The organism is Proteus sp. G2626 (genome assembly GCF_009915985.1).
Classification (GTDB): domain Bacteria; phylum Pseudomonadota; class Gammaproteobacteria; order Enterobacterales; family Enterobacteriaceae; genus Proteus; species Proteus vulgaris.
Window position 1 is genome coordinate 117,258 of sequence record NZ_JAABNH010000025.1, and the last position, 20,175, is coordinate 137,432.

The following is a 20,175-nucleotide window of genomic DNA, read 5'->3' on the forward strand; positions in this document are numbered from 1 at the left end:
AATAAGAGATAAAACTCACCCTCAATGTTGAAACAAAGAGGATGAATTAAATATTAGAAACAGTAATCAATCATTATTTACAGTTTTTCGGAATATAATCTTCAATCGCTTTTCGAGTCATTAAACTGACTTCATTAGCATTGCGCGCAGTGAAGACTTTTCCACCTGTTGCATTCGCAACACAGTTACCTGCACCCGTACCTAAAATATCAACAACATTAATAATGGCACGAGGGTGAGCACGTTTTAAGGTTCTGGCTGCTGCACATGGATCTTCGTCACAAGATTCTAAACCATCAGAGAGTAATACAATAATCGTATCGCGATTATTACTCTTAATTAAGTTACTTGCACGTTTAATGGACTCTGCTAAAGGCGTACCGCTATCAGGTTCAATGTGTTTGATATAACTGAGTAATTTTGTTCTTTCATTACCACCATAAGTAGGACTTGATTTTACGACACCACAATCTGAGGCAACGACAGTGGTGATTTTCATATCTGATGGAATATTACTAATAATTTTTGTTGCTGCATTTCTGGCTACAGTAATACGTCTTGGTTCAGCATCATAGCCAGGAAAAAGTTGTCCTGTAGACGCGATATAATCTAAATCACTGTCCGTTAAATTCATACTAAGCGCCATTGAGCCAGAAGCATCAAAGATAATAATCACTTGTGGTGCCAATTCTGGCGGGCGATCGGCGGGACACATTTGCTTGATCTTACTGGCTAAGCGATTTTCACAGGTTGCATTAGCTGTTTTTTCTGTCACACCTGCTTTTTTTAATTCCTCTTGTACACATGCTTCTAGAGGTGTGAGCTTTTTCACCGGCACAGGTTTGGGTACCGGTTTTGGCTCGGGGGTAGGTACTGGCACAGGTTCAGGCGGTGGTGCTGGAATGGGTTCAGGTACGGGCTCTGGAATAGGCGTTGGCTCAGGTGTGGGTTCTGGTTTGGGGGGGATTACGACGGCAGGTTTTTCTTCCACAACTGGGGGAATCGCTTTGGGATCAAAGCACCCTTTTAGCCAAGATGCCAATAAAATTAAAAAAAGCAAAAACAAGAAGAGTAATAGCCAACGTAACCAGCGATTACGTGTTTTGGCTGGTACATCGGCAAGTGCTGCGCCGGCAGCTGCGGCACTTGCCCCTGCGGTAACTTGTGCAATTGGTGGGGGTAATGGGGTTGTTCTTGGCCACCATGTAATAACAGGTTGTCCATTGATGACATAAACACTTTCGCTATCAGGCAGTGTTGATGCGGTATCTAAAAGATGTCGCTCTTCATCTGTAATTCTGTTTTGCGAGGCTAATAACGCCGTTTGAGTTTTAATATCGTTAAGGCGTTCATCTAAAATACGTCTTATTTCTTGTTGTTCTTGGCCTTGTAAGGAGGCCAAGGCAATAGGGTTACCTGAAACAGCAGAATACCATTCAATGACATCATTCGATTTTTTTTCAGGTGTGGCAAACAGTACACGGTACTTAGCCGGAAAATGTTGTGTCAGCAATTGAAGTAATTGCTGTTGATGGGTTAAGGCAAAATCTGCGCGGGTAATATCAGTCGTTAATCGTGAAATTCGATTCATATTTTAGAGAGCCTTGATGACGGCAATATGGGTTTAAAAAATTAAAATATCAATATTACTGACTATAACGGTTTTATTAAAAAGGTGAAATTAAAGCGTTCACTTTTTTAATATAAGACAAAATAAATTTTTATGACGCTTTGACGTCAGCTTATTGCTAAATTCGCTCAATTTATTTCTCTATTTTAACAGGCAAAATAATCTATTTGCTTATTTATCTTTTCACCCGTTAGGATGACGTATTTGTGTTAAAGGCAAAGATCGCAAATCAGTCATTCGCACTATTGAGTACGGATGAATATTGATATAGCACATAGAGCATTGCAGGGTTACAAGGTATGTTACCCGCACTACAAAATAGCCATATCATTCGCTTTTAGGGGAATTTATTCCTCTTTTTACGTTGATCCAACAGCAGGTTTCTGATGATAAATAAAATAAATAATAACCCATTACTTAATGATGTAACGCGTTACTGGAATATAAGAGCAGAAAGTTATAGCGAGTCTAATCAACAGGAATTATTAAGTGAGAAACAACAGAAATGGCGCCATTTATTATTGGGACACGTTAAAAAGGGCGAAACCTTAAGAGTTCTTGATATTGGCACAGGGCCTGGTTTCTTTGCCATTTTATTAGCGTTATCAGGACATGATGTCACGGCAATTGACGCAACCGAAGGTATGTTACTTGAAGCTAGACAGAATGCACAAACACACCAGGCAAATATTCAGTTTATTCGTGGTGATGTGCATCAGCTACCTTTGGCTAGTGAGCAGTTTGATCTTGTTGTCAGTCGTAATGTCACTTGGAATTTAAAAGCACCACAAGTGGCTTATTCAGAATGGTTTCGTGTGTTAAAGCCGGGTGGCAGTTTAATCAATTTTGATGCTAACTGGTATTTACACCTTTTTGATGACGCTTACTGGCAAGGTTTTTTGGCAGATAGGGCGCGTTCTGCCGAAAAACAAGTTGAAGATCATTATGTGAATACAGATACAAAAGAGATGGAACGAATTGCGCGTCAACTTCCATTAAGCCAAATAAAACGCCCGCAGTGGGATATCAATACGTTGTTAGATGTTGGTTTTAGTCGATATATGATAGATACCCGTATTGGCGATTTTGTGTGGAACGAAGAAGAAAAAATTAATTATGGGTCAACGCCGATGTTTATGATCCACGCACAGAAAAACAACGCATAAATCATGAAAGGAGAATAACGTGAAACCTTTATTTTCAGTGTTCCCAACCCTGTTATTAACTCTGGCATGTGCATTTCCAGTCCTCGCAGATAAAAGCAATAACATACTGGATTATGCCAGTACAAAAGATATTCGTGATATAAATCCCCATCTCTATTCTGGCGAGATGGCAGCACAAAACATGGTATTTGAATCTCTTGTATTAAATACCGAAAAAGGTGTTGCTCCTTATTTAGCACAACGTTGGGATATTTCCCCTGACGGCAAAAGTTATACTTTTTATTTACGCCATGATGTGACTTTTAGCGATGGTGAGCCCTTTAATGCTAGTGCCGTAAAACTAAATATTGATGCCATACTAGATAACTACGAACGTCATGCATGGTTAGAGTTAGTTCGCCAAATTGATAGTGTTGAAATTGTTGATGAATTTACCGTTAAATTAAATTTAAAAAATCCTTACTATCCAACATTAACTGAATTGGGTTTAACACGACCATTCCGTTTTATTTCGCCAAATTCATTTATTAATGGTAAAACAAAAACCGGGGTTGCGAACTATATCGGTACGGGACCTTGGGTATTAACTGAACATAAAAAAGACCAATACGCAGAATTTAAAGCGAACCCGAATTATTGGGGAGAAAAGCCCTTATTAAATGGGGTCATGTGGCGAGTGATCCCAGATCGACAAACTATGTTGCTTTCTCTACAAAAGGGAGATATTCAGCTTATTTTTGGTGCTGATGGCGACATGTTAGATATGGATTCATTTGAGGCCCTTATGGCGTCAGATAAATTTAAAACGGAAATGAGTGCGCCAATTGCGTCTCGTGCTATTGTTCTCAATAGTAGTCGCGAAATGACATCGAGCCAAAAGGTACGTCAAGCGTTGCAATATGCGGTTGATAAAGAGGGGATTGCACAAGGTATTTTAGCGGGCAGTGAAAAAGTCGCGAATACCTTAATGGCTCGTAGTGTACCTTATTGTGACTTTACCTCTCCAACGTATCGTTACCAGCCAATAAAAGCGATTGAGCTATTAGAAGCAGAAGGTTGGGTATTGCCAAAAGGTAAAACAATCCGCGAAAAGGGAGGCCAAAAATTACAACTATTACTCTCTTACAACGTGAATAACGCAGTAGAAAAAGAAATTGCTGAACTCATTCAAGATGATTTTAAAAAGATTGGTGTTGGTTTGACTATTTTAGGTGAAGAAAAACAAGCCTATTTAGATAGACAAAAAAATGGTGATTTCGATTTGCAATATTCGCTCTCATGGGGAACACCTTACGATCCGGCTTCTTTTGTTTCATCATTTAGAATACCTGCTCACGCGGATTATCAAGGGCAAAAAGGATTGGCAAATAAAGCTCAATTGGATGCCATGATTGGTGAGTTATTAATTACACCTAATGAAGCGCGTCGTCAGGAATTATATAAAACCTTGTTTACGTCATTAGCCGATCAAGCGGTTTATATCCCATTAACCTATTCACGTACTAAGGCTATCCATCGCAGTGAATTAGAAAATGTTGGCTTTAATCCGTCTCAATATGAAATACCGTTTGAAAAAATGCACTTTAAGCCGTAATTAAAGTGTTAATAACATTCACTCAGATAGGTGTGGCAGTTTACATAAAGGTGCCACACTGATTAAACTTTATGCTACGTTATATAATCTGGCGAATATTGGCGATATTTCCGCTGACGCTGATGATTTCATTTATTGCTTTTATTCTGTTGGAATTAGCACCGTCTGATCCCGCGGAAGTGGCATTACGTGTCAATGAAATTGTTCCCACTCCCGAAGCCATTGAAGGAATGCGCCATGAATTAGGGTTAGATAAACCTTTTTTTACGCGTTATTTTTTATGGTTAATAGCTGGGTTTCAGCTTGATTTTGGGACTTCTTTTCTCACCAGAACGCCCGTTATTCAAGAAATGTTAAGAGCGTTGCCACCAACGCTTTGGTTGGCTTCTACGGCTTTATTCTTTACGATTATATTAGCACTGCCTTTAGCATTATGGTGTGTGGCTAAACCTCAAGGTTTTACAGATAAAAGCATTCGTTTTGTTGTCTTTATTCTAACGGCTATTCCTAATTATTGGTTGGGATTACTATTGATTTGGGGTGTTGCTGTTCATTTAGATTGGCTTCCTGTCAGTGGAATGTTATCGCCTCAATCTGTTATTTTGCCTGCATTGGCACTCTCTCTAGGGTATATCGGTACTTATTTACGGCTGTTAAGAGGGACGATGTTAAATCAATGGCATCAGCCTTATGTCTTTTATGCCAAAGCGCGTGGATTACCCGATAACCTTATTTTACGTCGCCATATTTTACGTAATTCACTCTATTCCAGTTTAACGGCGTTGGGCATGAGTATTCCAAAACTCATTGCCGGTACAGTCGTGATTGAGAATATTTTTGCATGGCCAGGCATTGGACGACTTTGTATTAGCGCTATATTTGGTCGTGATTATCCAATGATACAGGCCTATATTTTGCTGATGTCACTGTTATTTCTCTTTTTTAACTTTCTGATGGACGTTATTCAAATGATGGCCGATCCACGGTTAAGGAGATAATGATGTGGCAACTGTTTTGGCAACGACTTGCAAAAGACAAAAGTGCACAATGGTGTTTATTGGTGATCACGATTGTGGTTATTGCAGGAATATTCGCGCCTTGGTTAGCACCGCATGATCCCACTTTAACTTCAATACGTTTGAAATTTAAGCCTATGAGTTTTGATTATCCGTTAGGTACGGATAATTTAGGGCGCTGTATCTTCTCAAGGTTATTATTTGGTGTAAGGACTACGGTATTTTACGCCTTATTAGCCATGAGTGTGACATTAATCATTGGTTGGCTAATGGGCATGTTAGCTGGTTTTTTTCATGGCAAAACAGACACATTAATTATGCGATTATGTGATGTTGTTTTGTCATTTCCAGCAGAAATTATGATTTTAGCGCTAGTGGGAATAATGGGGCCGGGCATTGGTAATATTTTAATTGCCGTTATTTTAGTGAAATGGGCATGGTACGCCAGAATGATCAGAGGGGTTGTTCGTCAATATTCGCACCGTAATTATATTGCTTACGCTCGCGTGATTGGTGCACCTTCTCACCATATTTTACGACGCCACTTATTACCTGTGACTTTCGCTGAAACTATCGTCTTAGCATCCACCGATATTGGCAGTGTTATTTTAATGATTTCTGCGCTCTCTTTTTTAGGATTAGGAGTACAACCACCGACCCCCGAATGGGGAAATATGCTTAGTGAAGCAAAAAATGTCATGGTATTACACCCAGAGCAAATGCTACCTGCGGGGATTGCTATCACTCTTGTTGTCACCGCTTTTAACTTTTGGGGGGATTTTTTACGTGATGTGTTTGATCCCGATAATCGTCAGTCAGTAGGAGAAAAGCATGAACAACTTACTGACGCTTGAGCATGTTTCTATTTATCATAAAGAAAGTGGAAAGACACTGATTGAGGATATTTCTTTCTCAATACAGCAAGGGCGTACATTGGCTATTGTTGGTGAAAGTGGTAGTGGGAAAAGTGTGATCAGTAAAGCCATTATGGGATTACTACCAGAGTCATTGGCGATGTCTGGGCGTATTTTCTTTGAGGGACAGAAGATAAGTGATGAGATACATTTTCAACATCGAGCTTTATTGGGAACCTCTTTAGGTGTGATTGTCCAAAATGGTATGAGTGCGTTTGATCCTTTGATGAAAATAGGAAAGCAAATGAGCCAAACTTTAATCTACCATTTTTCCTATACTAAAAAACAAGCACTGGAAGAAACCCAGTTGGCACTATCTCATGTTTTTCCTACTCAATTTCAATCTATTATGCAGGCTTTTCCTCATCAACTAAGTGGTGGGCAGTTACAGCGTGTGATGATTGCGATTGCACTCGCCTTGTCACCTAAATTATTAATTGCAGATGAACCAACAACGGCGCTTGATGCGCCTCTTCGTCGAGATATTTTAAAGCTCTTGCAATATGTGGTGACAACACGTCATTCAACACTCATGTTTATTTCTCATGATTTAGGGCTAGTTAATGAAATTGCCGATGATATCGTCGTGATGCAAGAGGGGAGAATGGTTGAATATGGTGAGAAAATAAGCGTTTTAACCTCACCAACACAAGCATATACGCGTTATTTAATTAATGCTAGAAAACAGCTTTCATTACGTTTTGCGCAATTGATTAATAAAAAAACATTTTAATATCATCATTATAAAAGAGTTGTTATGTTATTAAACGTTGAGAATATTAGTAAATTTTATATTCAAAAAAATAACACCCTATTAGGTGAGAAAGTGAAGGTTATCGACACACTCTCTTTTAATATTAATGCGAGTGAAGCTTTTGGTTTAGTGGGAGAGAGTGGCAGTGGTAAAAGCACCTTGGCACGTTTAATTTGTGGATTAGAATTACCAGATTGTGGTGCTATTTATTTGAATAATAAATCGGTGACAAAACGACTCCATCGCCAAGGTATTATTAGCATTGTTTTCCAAGATTATACAACATCGGTTAATCCTACATTAACGGTTGGCGAAATTATTGCTGAGCCAGTAAAAATACACTATCCAAGTATTCATCGTCAGGCGTTAGAAAACCTTATTTTTTCTTTTTTAGATAAAGTGGGATTACCTAAAAATTGTTATCAACGTTATATTTATGAGCTGTCAGGAGGGCAGGCGCAACGTGTATGTTTATGTCGCGCATTAGCCTCTTACCCTAAATTGATTGTATTAGATGAGGCATTGAGCTCGTTAGATATTCCTACGCAAGTGCAGATATTAGATTTATTAAAACAATTAAAAGATGAATTCCAATTATCTTATCTTTTTATTAGTCATGATATTCAAACAGTCGCTTATTTTTGCGATAAAGTGATGTTTTTTTTACAAGGAAAAAAGATGGAATTATGTGAGATAAATAAATTAGGTAATGTTACACATGACTATTCTAAAAAACTTATTCAGTCTGTTATCTAATTCATAAACAGCAATACCTTTAAGCATTGCTGTTTGCTGAATTTAATCTATTTAGAGATTATTCATTAAGTGTTCTTGTACGGCTTTTGCATCATTTGAGGCATTAAAATCAATACCAAAATCCAGTGTACCTTCTTTAAGTTCAATACTGCGAGGCGTGGCTTTAGAGCAGGTAATGTTTTGTATTTTTTCTTTTACTGTCTCTTGTGCGACTTTTGAGCTTCCACAGGTATTTATTACACCTTTTAGCCCCTCGCTACAATAACTATCAATCCCTATTGTTTTTAAATCATCAGCAGTAAATGCAGACCAATCAAAAGCCACTTTTATATTGGTATCGCAGCTTTTATTTAAATCGACAACACGAGATTGAATATTCTCTTCAAATTTTTTATATAATTCTTTTTCTGCTAATGACACTGAAAAAGCAGAAGAGGAAATAAGCAGTAGAGAGAGACTGACAGCAATATTTTTCAACATCATCAAATGCTCCAAAAATGAATGTATAAATTTAAATTAACTTATTAAAAATAAAACAATGGGAAGTTATAACAATAGGAAGATGATTATTTTTAGTGTCTGATTCTTTTTTAAATAATATTTTTAATTATTAGTGAGATATCTTTTAATAAAATCATTTTATGATAATCCTATTAATATTCTAATAAGTATTTTCACTCAATCATTCATTAAATGTTCGTTATATTTATAACGAACATAATCGATTCAGTTCTACACTTCAATTACCAATAAAGTGGAATAAATAAATTACCATTAAAATTAATAACTTATATTATTGATGTAGATCTGCATCACAAACTAATCTTATTGTGATTGTTTTTTCATCATGCTCGAATTAACTTGCTAACTCGAAGTAGCAAAAATTAGCATAGCGTTAGCAAATTATGAGGGTTCGCATGGAACAACAATATTTTATTGGCGTTGATGTTGGCTCAGCCAGTGTCCGTGCAGCGGTATTTGATAGCAATGGAAAGCGTTTAGGCTTTTCGGTTCGCCCTATTGCTCAATTCCGTCCGAAAACGGATTTCGTTGAGCAATCGTCCACCGATATTTGGCAGCAGGTTTGCACGACCGTAAAAGAGTCGGTGACGTTATCTGCTATTGATCCTATCCATGTGAAATCTATTGGTTTTGATGCCACTTGTTCTTTGGTTGCAGTGGGTAAAGACGGCAAAGGACTTTCCGTTTCACCAAGTGGAAAGGCAGAGCAAGATATCATCATGTGGATGGATCACCGAGCTGTACAAGAAACGGTAACTATCAACCTGACTAATGATCCTTCGCTACGATATGTCGGTGGTGAAGTGAGTATTGAAATGGAATTGCCCAAAATTCTGTGGTTAAAAAATCATTACCCAGAGCGTTATCAAAACGTATGGCGATTCTTTGATTTAGCTGACTTTTTAGTGTGGAAAGCAACAACAGGGGATGTGGCAAGCACCTGCACATTAACCTGTAAATGGAACTATTTAGCACATCAGGGGCAATTTAGTGAAAGTTTGTTAGCCGATGTGGGGTTGGATGAATTATTAGAAAAAGTACCTCAAACCATTCTGGCATTAGGTGAACAAGCGGGTTGTTTAAATGAGTCTGTTGCCAATGCATTTGGCCTGCACAAGGGGGTGATTGTCGCTTCAGGCATTATTGACGCGCATGCGGGTGGTTTGGCATTAACGGCATCACAACCTGAAGGGAGTTTGGCGATTATCAGTGGTACGTCTAACTGTCATATGATTGTAAGCCAATATCCCATTATGGTACCCGGTGTTTGGGGGCCTTACTTTGGCGCGATGTTACCCGATTTATGGCTAAACGAAGGCGGTCAAAGTGCTGCTGGTGCGTTAGTTGAATGGTCTATCCGCCGTCATGAGTCATGGGCTGACTTAGAACAAGAAGCAAAAGAAAAAGGCGTTAATTACTATGTCTTATTGAACGAAGCGGTGGCTGAATTAGAAGAAATTGAACAATACCCAACCGCACAGTTCCATGTTTTAGCTGATCATCATGGTAATCGTTCTCCACGCGCCAATCCTGCAGCAAAAGGCATGGTGAGTGGATTAACGCTTGAAAGTGGCCGAGTTGCATTAGCGCGCTATTATCTGGCCACACTGCAATCTATTGCTTACGGTACACGTCATATTATCGATACGCTTGAAGATGCAGGACATCAAATTAATCGCATTGTGATGTGTGGTGGCGCGACGAAAAATCCATTGTGGCTACGCGAATACGCCAATGCGACAGGTCGTGAAATTCATTTAGCACAAGAAGAGGATGCGGTGAATTTAGGGGCTGCATTATTAGGTGCGGTTGCTTGCAAAGCCTTTGATGATTTCTCAAAAGCAGCCAGCGCGATGGTACGAGAAGGTGGCATTATCACACCCGATAGCGACACATTCGCCTTCCATCAAGCTAAATACCAAGTTTACTTGCAGATGTATCAAGATCAGCAGCGTTATAACGAAATGATGTCAGATTGCTGACCACCTGTTTTTCCGATTATGAACCGAGTTTACCTTACCAGGGATATCTTATGTTGAACTTAAATCTACCGAAATTACCGACAACCATCACAGCAGGTCAGAAAGAGATCCTGATGGTCACTAACGCAGACTTACGTGAGCCTGCGAACGTAACGTGCTGGCCTGTTCAGAAAAAATTTGAAGATAAACTGGCCGCAGCATTAGAAGCTCAAGGTTACAAAATGAAGCGTGCTCATGAAATTAATGAAGCACGTGGTCATGGTTTTATCAGTAGTCAGCGTGAAGGTTGCGATATGTTTGCCGCTATCGATCCTGATGCACCGGTTATCGTGTTATTAACCGCATGGCAATATTCACACCATATTGCCTCTTCGTTAGCACACCATCGCGGTCCTATTTTACTGCTGGCTAACTTTGATGGTACATGGCCGGGTTTGGTGGGGATGTTGTGTTTAGCAGGGACGATGACCAGTTTAGGTAAAAATTATTCACGTTTATGGTCAGAAGCATTTGATGATGAATTTTTTGTAGATGGTTTAGCGACTTGGTTAAAATATGGTTATGTAAATCATAAGCTTAACTATCTTACAGATATTGCGCCAACACACAGGGTAATGGCGACAGAAGCCGGCGAAGTGGGTCGTAAAGTCGGCGAATACATAATTAAAAATAAAGAAATAATAGGTTTGTTCGATACATTCTGTATGGGAATGATTAATGGGGTCTTCCCACAACAGGCCATGATCAATATTGGTATGCCAATTGAATCCCTTTCTCAATCTGCGTTACTGGTCGAAATGGCGAAAGTACCGACAGAATTAAGAGAGGCGTGCTTACAGTGGTACGAGGATAACGGGATGACGTTTATGTTTGGTCAAGATGACAAAACTGAACTTACTCGTGAACAAGTGATGGAGCAGTGCGCCATGATGATTGCAATGGCGCGTTTCGTAAAACGTTTTGGTTTAACTGCGGTAGGTGTGCAATATCAGCAGGGCTTAAAAGATTGTTGCCCAGCGTCTGACTTTGCAGAAGGAGCTATTGGTTCGACAGCACGTTTCCCACTGCCAGATGAAAACGGTGAAATTATCTGCCCTAACACGCCAATCCCTTGTATCAACGAAGTGGACATGGGGACGGCTATTCCTCAAACGATGTTATGGCGTTTATTAACATCATTAGGATTACCGGCAGAAACCACACTGCATGACATCCGTTGGGGGAGTGAGTACGAAGGAACATTCTACTGGGATATGGAAATTTCAGGTTCGGTTCCTTTTGAACACCTCAAAGGTGGCTTAAAAGGTGCAACAGGTTATCGTCAGCCTCCGATGTTCTTCCCTAAAGGGGGATCAACTATCGCCGGTCAAGGTAAAGCAGGGCGCTTGTTATGGGCTCGTGCACACTATGAAGGCACTGATGTGATTATGCATATCGGTACGGGTGTGGCGGTAGAATTACCTGAAGCAGAATTTGAACGTCGCCGTAGAGCAACCAACTACGAATGGCCATTATTAAACTGTACGTTAGATGGCGTAACGCGTGATGACCTTATGGCGGGACATCAAAGTAATCACATTACTGTGGCTTACATTGATGAAGATAAATTGGCGTTTGTGCTTAAAGCCTTTGTTGCTCAAGCATTGACTCAAGGTATTCAAGTGAAAGTGGCAGGCGATGCCATTAATCTACTGTAAGGAATTGATGATGAGCCAGCAAAAATACGTCGGTGTTTGGCCTGTTATGCTAACCCCTTTTGATGCCAAAGGGGAGATTGATTGGGCGTCGTTAGAGCGCCTTGTAGACTGGTATATCGATTCTGGTGTACATGGACTCTTCGCCGCCTGCCAATCAAGCGAAATGTTTTATTTAAGTGATGAGGAAACTCAAGCACTTACCCGCTTTATCGTTGAAAAAGCAGATGGAAGAGTACCTGTAGTGGCTTCGGGTCATACTGCAACCGCATTAAGTCAGCAAAAAGAACAATTGCAGGCAATGGCGGGTACAGGTGTCGATGGCGTCATTATGATCAGTAATCGCTTAGCGCTTATTGGTGATTCAGATGATAAAGCGCTGGAAACACTGCAAGTCTTAACCAATGTGGTACCAAAAGAGATTGATTTGGGCATTTATGAATGCCCTCATCCTTACAAACGCTTGTTATCTGAAGAGATTGTAGAGTGGTGTGCGCAAAGTAATCGCTTTACTTTTATTAAAGACACCTGCTGTTCTCTACCCATGATAGAGCGTCGTTTGGCATTATCAAAAGGAACTCGCTTGCACCTTGCAAACGCCAATAGCCAAACGCTATTAGCTTCATTCCAAGCAGGATGTCAGGCATATAGCGGTGTTATGGCTAACTTCCATCCAGAGCTTTATGTTTGGCTTTATGAAAATTGGAAGGATAAACCGGAGCAGGCTGCAGTATTAGCTGATTATTTATCAACAGCAGCGATGACCGAAACACTGGATTATCCAGCATGCGCTAAATATCATCAGCGCCTGATTGGTAATTTCAGCACTCTAGTCTGCCGTTCCCGTAACAGCAGTCAGTTTGAAAACTCATTTTTCCCTTCTGCCGTCAATAGCATGACTGCATTAGGTGAAAATATGAAGAAGTGGCTTTCGTTAGATTAATTTAGGACACAGGAGTAGGAATATGCCTTTCGTGATGAAGGAAACCCAGTTTGTGCTTGATAATGCGCATTCACTTTTTAATCACTGCCATGCTTCAACGATTGTGCGTGTGCCTAACTCTGAGCGTTTGTTAACCGCTTTTTTTGCTGGCGATAAAGAAGGTAGCGGTAATACCGCTATCTGGCTGGCGCTAAAAGAGGGCGATCATTGGCAACACGCTCAACCTGTTGTTAAAAATCCGGGTGTTGCGCACTGGAATCCAGTTTTACATGTTGACCCATCAACAGGTAATATCTGGCTGTTTTATAAAACGGGTCCCGATGTACATAGTTGGACGACCCAATACGTTATCTCGAAGGATGGCGGAAATAGCTGGAGTTTACCGAGTGAATTGGTTTCTGGTGATGTAGCACCTAGAGGTCCTGTGAAAAATAAAGTGTTAGTGATGTCGAATGGCGAGTGGTTGGCACCAGGTTCGGTTGAGGATGACCAATTCTGGGATGCGTTTGTCGATATATCGAGTGACAACGGCCAACACTGGTTGCGAGTGGATATTCCGATTGAACATCATAAAGGTGGGCAAACGGAACATGAAATCTGGCAAGGTTTAAAGGATGATGCCTTATGGGAGACTGATCTACAACGTGTTTTTCAATGGGATGGCGTGATACAACCAACACTATGGGAATCCCAGCCTGGGCATGTGCATGCCATGATGCGGAGTACGCGCGGTACTATTTATCGTAGCGACTCAACGGATTATGGACGCAATTGGTGTCCGGCTTATGCAACAATATTACCAAATAATAATAGCGGCATTGATGTCGTCTCCTTCGCAGATGGTCAGCTGGCATTGGTGTATAACCCGAATTCAGGTAACTGGAGCCGTCGTTATCCCATCTCTGTCAGTCTTTCATCCGATAATGGCAGTACTTGGTCTGAACCATTCGATTTACTCGATGGGGAAGGCGAATTTTCATATCCGGCTATTGTTGCTGAAAACAATACCCTACACGTGACCTTTACTTGGAATCGAAAAAACATTGTTTATCAGCAACTAATGGCTACTCAATAAAAATGTGGAGAAAGGGTTTTATGAAAAAGAGTCTACTCGCAGCGTTGGCGATTACGATGACACTGGGCATGGGGAATGCAGTTGCCCAACAGTTAACGTATCCTACAAAAAATATTGATGTCATTATCCCGAAAAATCCGGGTGGTGGTACTGATACTTCAGCGCGTACTATTACTGAATTTGCTAAAGATGTGATGCCGGCAGGCCGTATTTTCGTGCCAGTCAATAAACCCGCTGGTAATGGTTTAACAGGGCTAATTGAAGTTGCAAATGCACGTCCAGATGGTACGAAATTAGTGATGACTACCGTTGAATTAGCAATGTTCCCACATCAAGGTAAATCACCGGTTACTTATAAAGACTTTACGCCAATTGCAACAACAATTGCCGATCCTGTGGTATTAGTTGTTAATGCCGATTCACCTTATAAAACGTTACAAGAGTTTATTGATGGTGCTAAAGCAAACCCAGGTAAGTTAAAAGTGGGTAACTCAGGTATGGGCGCAATTTTCCATCTAGCAGGTGTGAATATCGAACGTACTACAGGTACTAAATTTAATCATATTCCTTATAACGAAGGGACAGGCCCTTCAATCGCAGCATTAGTGGGTAACCATATTGATGGCGTGTTGACCACACCAGGTGCGGTTAAATCTCAGGTTGATGCGGGTATTTTACGCGTTCTTGGTGTAATGGATGAGCGTCGTTTCCCATTATTCCCAGCAGTACCAACCTTTAAAGAAGCGCTGAAATTAGATACTAACGTGAAAATGCGTGCTTGGGCCGTTTTAGCAACAACAGCAGGCGTACCAGATAACGTGAAAAATGAGTTAGTGGGTGCATTCTCTGAAGTTGTTCAAAAACCAGAGTATCAAGAAGCACTGAAAAAACAAGGTATTATGCCTGTATTTATCACTGGTGATGATGCTTACCAAATGATGAAAGAAGACCACGAGATGTATGCTGAGTTAATTTCAGCAACCCTGAAAAAATAACTTTTCTATTATTATAAACCACCCTACCTGTTACGGCAGGTAGGGTCGGGGAGATCCCGACATGACAAAAATCAATACAATCATCGGTGCGATTTCAGTGGCTTTCGGGGCACTTATTATCTATCTCTCCCGTGATATGAGCATGTTTGATGATTATGGTGTACCAGGGGAACGTTTCTGGCCTTATGGTTTAGCCATCTTATTTATTTTACTGGGGATTTTTCAATGGATCAGTATTGTGGTTGATAAAATTAAACACGTACATAAGTCTGTTGATCTAAGTTCTACTGCAGTTAAACGCGCTTATGGTTTAGGCCTCTTTATGTTGGTCTATGCCACGGGTTTGCACTTTTTTGGTTTTATTGTTCCGTCACTGCTTCTTATCCCAGTCATTATGTGGCTGATGAATGAAAGAAAACCTATTGCATTGGTTGTTATTCCCGTTGTGATGGTTGCTGCCGTTTATGTCTTCTTTGACATTATCTTTAATTCACCTCTGCCAACTTCCGTCTTTTTTGAATAAGCGGTAAAGGAGCTTTGAGATGGAAATATTAGACGCTTTAATGGTCGTTTTCACTCTGGAAACGATAACGATGATCCTGTTAGGGGTGTTCGCGGGTATTATTATCGGCGCATTACCCGGTTTAACAGTGAATATGGGTATTGCATTGCTACTCCCATTAACCTACTCCTTCCAAGGAATGACAGGAATACTTCTGTTATTAGGAATGTATTGTGGTGCCGTGTATGGTGGCTCAATTACCGCGATCTTGATTAGTACGCCGGGTACTCCCGCTTCTGCTGCAACGGTATTAGACGGTTATCCAATGGCGAAAAAAGGAGAAGCAGGACGAGCACTGGGCTTATCCACAATGGGGTCTATGTTTGGGGGGATCTTTAGTACGATTGCCTTAATTGTGATAGCCCCTCAATTGGCAAAAGTGGCGACGGGTTTCTCTGCAGCTGAGTATTTTGCACTTGCAGTATTTGGCATAAGTATTATTACCAGTGTATCATCGCAATCGATTGTGAAAGGATTAATGGGTGGCGCAATAGGGCTTGTGATTGCAACCATTGGACTTGATCCGATGACATCAGGGCCTCGTTTTACTTTTGATACCGTTTATTTAATGGGGGGTGTTTCGTTTATTCCTATTTTGGTTGGTTTGTTCGCTTTCTCTCAAGGTTTGATTAGCTTTGAAGAAGAGTACCGTGAGCGCAAACAGAAGAAGAGTGAAAAAATTAATGCGCGTATTCACCGTGTATTACCAACATGGGCTGATTTTAAACGTGTGTTACCAACGTACTTCCGCTCATCAGCCATTGGTACAACGATTGGCGCAATTCCAGGAACGGGGGGAGATATATCATCATTTATCTCTTATAACGAAGCGAAACGTTGGTCTAAACACCCTGAAGAATTTGGTCACGGTTCACCTGAAGGTGTTTCAGCGCCAGAAGCGGGTGCAAACTCAGTAACAGGTGGAACCATGGTGCCTTTAATGACCTTAGGTATCCCAGGTGATGGCGCAACTGCCATTATTATGGGGGCATTTATGGTTCAAGGATTGGCATTAGGGCCTCAGCTTTTTACTGACAATCCTGTTGAAGTAAACAGCGTTTTTATTGGTTTAATGGTGGCGAATATTTTCCTCGGTATCTTAGGTTTCTTATGTATGAAGCTCTTTGTTCGAGTGATGGATGTGCCACGTCGTGTATTAGTGCCTATTATCTTTGTATTGTGTAGTGTTGGTGCTTATTCTGTAAACCATAGCATCATTGATGTATTTGTAATGATGGGTGCGGGATTGTTAGCTTATATTATGATAAAGCTCGACTTTTCCATGTCTCCGGTGGTTATCGGGATTATTTTAGGGCCGATGGCAGAATCAAACTTACGTCGTGCTTTAATGATGTCTCAGGGGGATTTATCCATTCTCTATACACGCCCAATTACTGCGACATTTTTAGGTATTGCAATATTGACGTTGATCCTGCCAATTATTGGACCTTCGTTAAAAACAATGTGGAAGAAATGCCGAGCTAAACCTGCTCAGTAAAGGTTAACTGGCCCTCATCATTAAGATGAGGGCAACAATATCAATGATGGAATATTAATGGCAAAAACAGTTGAACAGATTGCAAATGACCTGAATTTGTCTATTACCACAGTCAGATTGGTATTAAATGGCAAAGGTGATCAATACCGGATCAGTGCAAAAACGCAAAAGAAAATAGCGGATTATGTTGAGGTATTTGGTTATACCGTTAATCATGCAGCAAGAAGCTTAAAACTTAATAAAACAGATACTTATGGATTAGTTGTCCCTCGTCTCTCTAACCCATTTTTTGCTGCTCTAGCTGAAAAGCTGGAGATGCATTGTCACCAAATTGGTTGCCAACTCACCATTAGTTGTACTTATGGTGATATCAAAAATGAAAATAAACTTGTTAAATCAATGGATGAACGCAACGTTGATGGTATTTTTATTGTTTCATCCAGCCGAAAAAATCAGTTACACCATGTTAAACATCGTCAAAAACCTCTCGTTTTCTTAGATAGAGACTTTTCTGTGAGTGATGCTATTTGTGTGGCATCAGATAACTGCGACAGTGGAGCTCAACTGACAAGAGCGATGATAAAGCAAGATGCGCCAATCCATTTTTTTGCGGGAGATGCGCTACTGCCCACCATTGCAGCGCGTTTACGAGGTTATGTACAAGCAATAAAAGGGCATTATGGCGATGATAGTCGTGTAACGGTTTCTTATGCTGAACATAATACAACTAAAGATGGTGAACAGATGATGAAACAGTATTTAGAGCAACATCAGCAAATACCGTCTCATTTTATTGCCTCATCACTGCCTATTCTTGAAGGCCTATTAAGTGTTATTCGTCAACGTGAAGGCGTTATTCCGGCATATCTTCATATTGGTACATTCGATGACCATGTGATGTTAAGTTTTTTACCTAATAATGTGTGGTCAATGAAGCAAGATGAGGCTTTATTGGTCGAAAAAGCCTTTGAAATAATGTCTGCAAAGATAGCAGGCACCGCAGTTAAATCCCCTGCATTGATAAAAACACAGCTTATCGAGCGTCTAATTTCTACCCAGTGAGTCAATTAAATTGCTTATTCGCCTCACTTTGTGAGTAATATAGCAAGATTAATTGACTCATCACTGTATAAATAAAACACAATAGGAACATTAGTCTGTTCATTTTATTGTTATTCTTTTTTTTGCTTTTATAAATGCACGCTACTCTATTGATAGCGCCTTAACAAAAATAAGGGCTCTTGATTATCTGTAATCAGAGGCTCATAATTTAAGCGAATAGTTCCATTTTATTAATATAAAAGGATATTAAAGAAAGATGAACGATGATGTTGACCGATGTCCTGAGTGTGAAGTAAGGGCATATTATACGGATGATTTTGTTCGTGTTTACCAAGCCTATTCTAATACTATTGCTCAGAGCGCAGTCGCAAACGGAACATTTGTTTCGCCCCCTTTTAGTATGACCCGTATGACGTGGGTTAAACCCTCCTTTCTTTGGATGATGTACCGCTCTGGATGGGGACGTAAAGACGCTAATCAAGCTTCTATTCTTGCAGTTGATATTACGCATGAAGGCTTTCAAGAGATGCTGACACAAGGCGTTGTAAGTCATTTTGACCCAGATCGCTATGTCAGTGCTGAAGCGTGGAAAGAGGCTTCAGAAACGAGTAATATCCGCATTCAGTGGGATCCTGAACGCGATATTTACCTCAATCGACTCAGCTACCGTACTATCCAAATTGGTTTACGAAATCAAGCAGTTGAAAAACATTGTAAAGAGTGGATTGTAAATATTACGGATATTACTGATAAGGTACATAAAATAGATGCGTGTATTGCGAATGGTGATCTCGATACTGCATACAGCCTATTGCCAGTAGAAAAACCCTATCACTTTGGTGAGTAACTCATCAGAATGTCACCCCGCTTTATTGGCGGGGTATTGTGCCGATTTATGCCCTAACAAGCTCAGGGCGAACTCCTAGCGTATGGCAAATAGCATAGGTTAACTCTGAACGATTAAGCGTATAAAAGTGGAAATCTTTTACCCCTTCACGACTTAAGATCTTCACCATATCAATTGCAATCGAAGCACCTACCAGACTACGCGTTTCAGGATCATTATCTAATCCATCAAACATTTTATTCATCCATCCCGGAATTTTAACATTGGTTAAACCTGCAAAGCGCTTGAGCTGTTTAAAATTAGTCACCGGTAAAATTCCTGGCACAATTTCGACATCAATACCCGTTGAAACACAGCGGTCACGGAAACGCAAATAGCTTTCGACATCAAAGAAAAACTGAGTGATGGCGCGATCAGCTCCTGCATCTACTTTTCTTTTTAGATTAATTAAATCCGCTTGTGCACTTTTTGCTTCAGGGTGCACTTCAGGGTAAGCCGCTACAGAAATATCGAAATCACCCACACCTTTAAGTAAATGGACTAAATCCGTGGCATACATCTCGGGTTTTTGTGTGTTATCGGGTAAGTCTCCTCGTAAGGCGACAATATGGCGAATACCACTTTGCCAATAATCTTGTGCGATATGTTGTAGCTCTTCACGACTAGCATCAATACAGGTTAAGTGTGGTGCAGCTTCTAACCCTGTGCGTTCTTTGATCCCTTTAATAATGGAGTGCGTTCTGTCTCGTTCGCCAGAGTTTGCCCCATAAGTCACAGAAACAAAGCTGGGTTTTAAGGTATTTAAACGCGCAAGAGATTGCCAAAGGGTATTTTCCATCTCTTCAGTACGAGGGGGAAAAAATTCAAATGAAACTTGGATCTGGCCATCTAATTCAGCAAGATTTTGGTTTAATGCTTCATGTTGGCTTGCGTGATAAAAGCTCATACCTGTACCTCATCAATCTTTTACTGTGTTGTTATTCTTATTTAAGTATTACTACTCACTTACCCATCTAACCATTTAGACGTCTAGATGTAGATTCTCTTAATTAGGTTATTTAGTCAACAATTATTCACCTTGTTTTTGATGAGGATAATTCAATCGGAATGAGAGAAAGCTTCATGTTGCAATCTGCTTTATGATAAAAACAAGCACATTAAGAGG

General features: G+C 40.3%; 18 protein-coding genes. 15 read left to right on the top strand and 3 right to left on the bottom strand.

Translation table 11 applies throughout. From position 1 onward, the window contains the following. Window positions 1-73 precede the first annotated feature (73 nt). Entirely contained in the window at window positions 74-1,591 is a 1,518-nt protein-coding gene (locus GWJ05_RS10345) for a vWA domain-containing protein (RefSeq protein ID WP_161681400.1), read from the bottom strand. Between the two features lie 425 nt (window positions 1,592-2,016). On the opposite strand from GWJ05_RS10345, the gene GWJ05_RS10350 reads away from it, so the two are divergent. The 6 genes from GWJ05_RS10350 to GWJ05_RS10375 all read left to right on the top strand — a co-directional run bounded on the left by GWJ05_RS10350 (window position 2,017) and on the right by GWJ05_RS10375 (window position 7,830). Further along, window positions 2,017-2,796 carry a class I SAM-dependent methyltransferase gene (locus GWJ05_RS10350; RefSeq protein WP_036933726.1) on the top strand — a complete coding sequence of 260 codons (780 nt, stop codon included), beginning with the start codon at window positions 2,017-2,019 and terminating at the stop codon, window positions 2,794-2,796. A 19-nt stretch (window positions 2,797-2,815) separates the two neighbouring features. Beyond that, the gene (gene nikA, locus GWJ05_RS10355) at window positions 2,816-4,390 is read left to right on the top strand and encodes a nickel ABC transporter substrate-binding protein (RefSeq protein ID WP_087803722.1); all 1,575 of its coding nucleotides are present in this window, start codon (window positions 2,816-2,818) and stop codon (window positions 4,388-4,390) included. A gap of 71 nt (window positions 4,391-4,461) precedes the next feature. Continuing rightward, window positions 4,462-5,388 (top strand): nickel/cobalt ABC transporter permease, encoded by a 927-nt coding sequence (gene opp1B / locus GWJ05_RS10360; protein ID WP_161681401.1) that lies wholly within the window; start codon window positions 4,462-4,464, stop codon window positions 5,386-5,388. 2 nt (window positions 5,389-5,390) lie between these two features. After that, complete coding sequence (gene opp1C, locus GWJ05_RS10365; protein WP_036933732.1) at window positions 5,391-6,260, top strand: nickel/cobalt ABC transporter permease; 870 nt, start codon at window positions 5,391-5,393, stop codon at window positions 6,258-6,260. Beyond that, on the top strand, window positions 6,238-7,053 hold the full coding sequence (locus GWJ05_RS10370; protein ID WP_087803720.1) for an ABC transporter ATP-binding protein: 816 nt from the start codon (window positions 6,238-6,240) through the stop codon (window positions 7,051-7,053). The genes opp1C and GWJ05_RS10370 overlap by 23 nt, the downstream gene beginning before the upstream one ends. 24 nt (window positions 7,054-7,077) lie before the next feature. After that, entirely contained in the window at window positions 7,078-7,830 is a 753-nt protein-coding gene (locus GWJ05_RS10375) for an ABC transporter ATP-binding protein (RefSeq protein WP_036933736.1), read from the top strand. Between the two features lie 51 nt (window positions 7,831-7,881). On the opposite strand, the gene GWJ05_RS10380 is transcribed toward GWJ05_RS10375, so the two are convergent. Continuing rightward, on the bottom strand, window positions 7,882-8,313 hold the full coding sequence (locus tag GWJ05_RS10380) for a hypothetical protein (RefSeq protein ID WP_224215405.1): 432 nt from the start codon (window positions 8,311-8,313) through the stop codon (window positions 7,882-7,884). Between the two features lie 434 nt (window positions 8,314-8,747). Between GWJ05_RS10380 and GWJ05_RS10385 the strand changes: the two genes are divergently transcribed. The 9 genes from GWJ05_RS10385 (at window position 8,748) to GWJ05_RS10425 (ending at window position 19,010) form a co-directional block, all read left to right on the top strand. Then, a complete protein-coding gene (locus GWJ05_RS10385) occupies window positions 8,748-10,334 on the top strand; it encodes an FGGY-family carbohydrate kinase (protein ID WP_036933738.1) in 1,587 nt (528 codons plus the stop codon). Window positions 10,335-10,384: 50 nt separating this feature from the next. Further along, window positions 10,385-12,031, top strand: coding sequence for a signal transduction protein (locus GWJ05_RS10390; RefSeq protein WP_087803718.1), 1,647 nt, complete (start codon window positions 10,385-10,387; stop codon window positions 12,029-12,031). A gap of 10 nt (window positions 12,032-12,041) precedes the next feature. Further along, complete coding sequence (locus GWJ05_RS10395) at window positions 12,042-12,971, top strand: dihydrodipicolinate synthase family protein (protein WP_036933742.1); 930 nt, start codon at window positions 12,042-12,044, stop codon at window positions 12,969-12,971. 22 nt (window positions 12,972-12,993) lie between these two features. Next, on the top strand, window positions 12,994-14,046 hold the full coding sequence (locus GWJ05_RS10400) for a sialidase family protein (protein WP_087803716.1): 1,053 nt from the start codon (window positions 12,994-12,996) through the stop codon (window positions 14,044-14,046). 20 nt (window positions 14,047-14,066) lie between these two features. Next, entirely contained in the window at window positions 14,067-15,041 is a 975-nt protein-coding gene (locus tag GWJ05_RS10405) for a tripartite tricarboxylate transporter substrate binding protein (RefSeq protein ID WP_224215404.1), read from the top strand. A 61-nt stretch (window positions 15,042-15,102) separates the two neighbouring features. Next, window positions 15,103-15,564 (top strand): tripartite tricarboxylate transporter TctB family protein, encoded by a 462-nt coding sequence (locus GWJ05_RS10410; RefSeq protein WP_036933749.1) that lies wholly within the window; start codon window positions 15,103-15,105, stop codon window positions 15,562-15,564. 19 nt (window positions 15,565-15,583) lie between these two features. Next, window positions 15,584-17,101 carry a tripartite tricarboxylate transporter permease gene (locus tag GWJ05_RS10415; protein WP_036933752.1) on the top strand — a complete coding sequence of 506 codons (1,518 nt, stop codon included), beginning with the start codon at window positions 15,584-15,586 and terminating at the stop codon, window positions 17,099-17,101. 57 nt (window positions 17,102-17,158) lie between these two features. Continuing rightward, on the top strand, window positions 17,159-18,163 hold the full coding sequence (locus GWJ05_RS10420) for a LacI family DNA-binding transcriptional regulator (RefSeq protein WP_036933755.1): 1,005 nt from the start codon (window positions 17,159-17,161) through the stop codon (window positions 18,161-18,163). Window positions 18,164-18,419: 256 nt separating this feature from the next. Continuing rightward, entirely contained in the window at window positions 18,420-19,010 is a 591-nt protein-coding gene (locus tag GWJ05_RS10425) for a DUF4291 domain-containing protein (protein WP_161681402.1), read from the top strand. A 46-nt stretch (window positions 19,011-19,056) separates the two neighbouring features. On the opposite strand, the gene metF is transcribed toward GWJ05_RS10425, so the two are convergent. After that, complete coding sequence (gene metF, locus GWJ05_RS10430; RefSeq protein ID WP_036933759.1) at window positions 19,057-19,956, bottom strand: methylenetetrahydrofolate reductase; 900 nt, start codon at window positions 19,954-19,956, stop codon at window positions 19,057-19,059. Window positions 19,957-20,175 lie beyond the last annotated feature (219 nt).

Excerpts from the sequence above, each read along its gene's own strand:
- GWJ05_RS10345 (WP_161681400.1), bottom strand. The coding sequence starts at position 1,591 with ATGAATCGAATTTCACGATTAACGACTGATATTACCCGCGCAGATTTT.
- GWJ05_RS10350 (WP_036933726.1), top strand. The coding sequence starts at position 2,017 with ATGATAAATAAAATAAATAATAACCCATTACTTAATGATGTAACGCGT.
- opp1B (WP_161681401.1), top strand. The coding sequence starts at position 4,462 with ATGCTACGTTATATAATCTGGCGAATATTGGCGATATTTCCGCTGACG.
- opp1C (WP_036933732.1), top strand. The coding sequence starts at position 5,391 with ATGTGGCAACTGTTTTGGCAACGACTTGCAAAAGACAAAAGTGCACAA.
- GWJ05_RS10370 (WP_087803720.1), top strand. The coding sequence starts at position 6,238 with ATGAACAACTTACTGACGCTTGAGCATGTTTCTATTTATCATAAAGAA.
- GWJ05_RS10375 (WP_036933736.1), top strand. The coding sequence starts at position 7,078 with ATGTTATTAAACGTTGAGAATATTAGTAAATTTTATATTCAAAAAAAT.
- GWJ05_RS10380 (WP_224215405.1), bottom strand. The coding sequence starts at position 8,313 with ATGATGTTGAAAAATATTGCTGTCAGTCTCTCTCTACTGCTTATTTCC.
- GWJ05_RS10385 (WP_036933738.1), top strand. The coding sequence starts at position 8,748 with ATGGAACAACAATATTTTATTGGCGTTGATGTTGGCTCAGCCAGTGTC.
- GWJ05_RS10390 (WP_087803718.1), top strand. The coding sequence starts at position 10,385 with ATGTTGAACTTAAATCTACCGAAATTACCGACAACCATCACAGCAGGT.
- GWJ05_RS10395 (WP_036933742.1), top strand. The coding sequence starts at position 12,042 with ATGAGCCAGCAAAAATACGTCGGTGTTTGGCCTGTTATGCTAACCCCT.
- GWJ05_RS10400 (WP_087803716.1), top strand. The coding sequence starts at position 12,994 with ATGCCTTTCGTGATGAAGGAAACCCAGTTTGTGCTTGATAATGCGCAT.
- GWJ05_RS10405 (WP_224215404.1), top strand. The coding sequence starts at position 14,067 with ATGAAAAAGAGTCTACTCGCAGCGTTGGCGATTACGATGACACTGGGC.
- GWJ05_RS10410 (WP_036933749.1), top strand. The coding sequence starts at position 15,103 with ATGACAAAAATCAATACAATCATCGGTGCGATTTCAGTGGCTTTCGGG.
- GWJ05_RS10415 (WP_036933752.1), top strand. The coding sequence starts at position 15,584 with ATGGAAATATTAGACGCTTTAATGGTCGTTTTCACTCTGGAAACGATA.
- GWJ05_RS10420 (WP_036933755.1), top strand. The coding sequence starts at position 17,159 with ATGGCAAAAACAGTTGAACAGATTGCAAATGACCTGAATTTGTCTATT.
- GWJ05_RS10425 (WP_161681402.1), top strand. The coding sequence starts at position 18,420 with ATGAACGATGATGTTGACCGATGTCCTGAGTGTGAAGTAAGGGCATAT.
- metF (WP_036933759.1), bottom strand. The coding sequence starts at position 19,956 with ATGAGCTTTTATCACGCAAGCCAACATGAAGCATTAAACCAAAATCTT.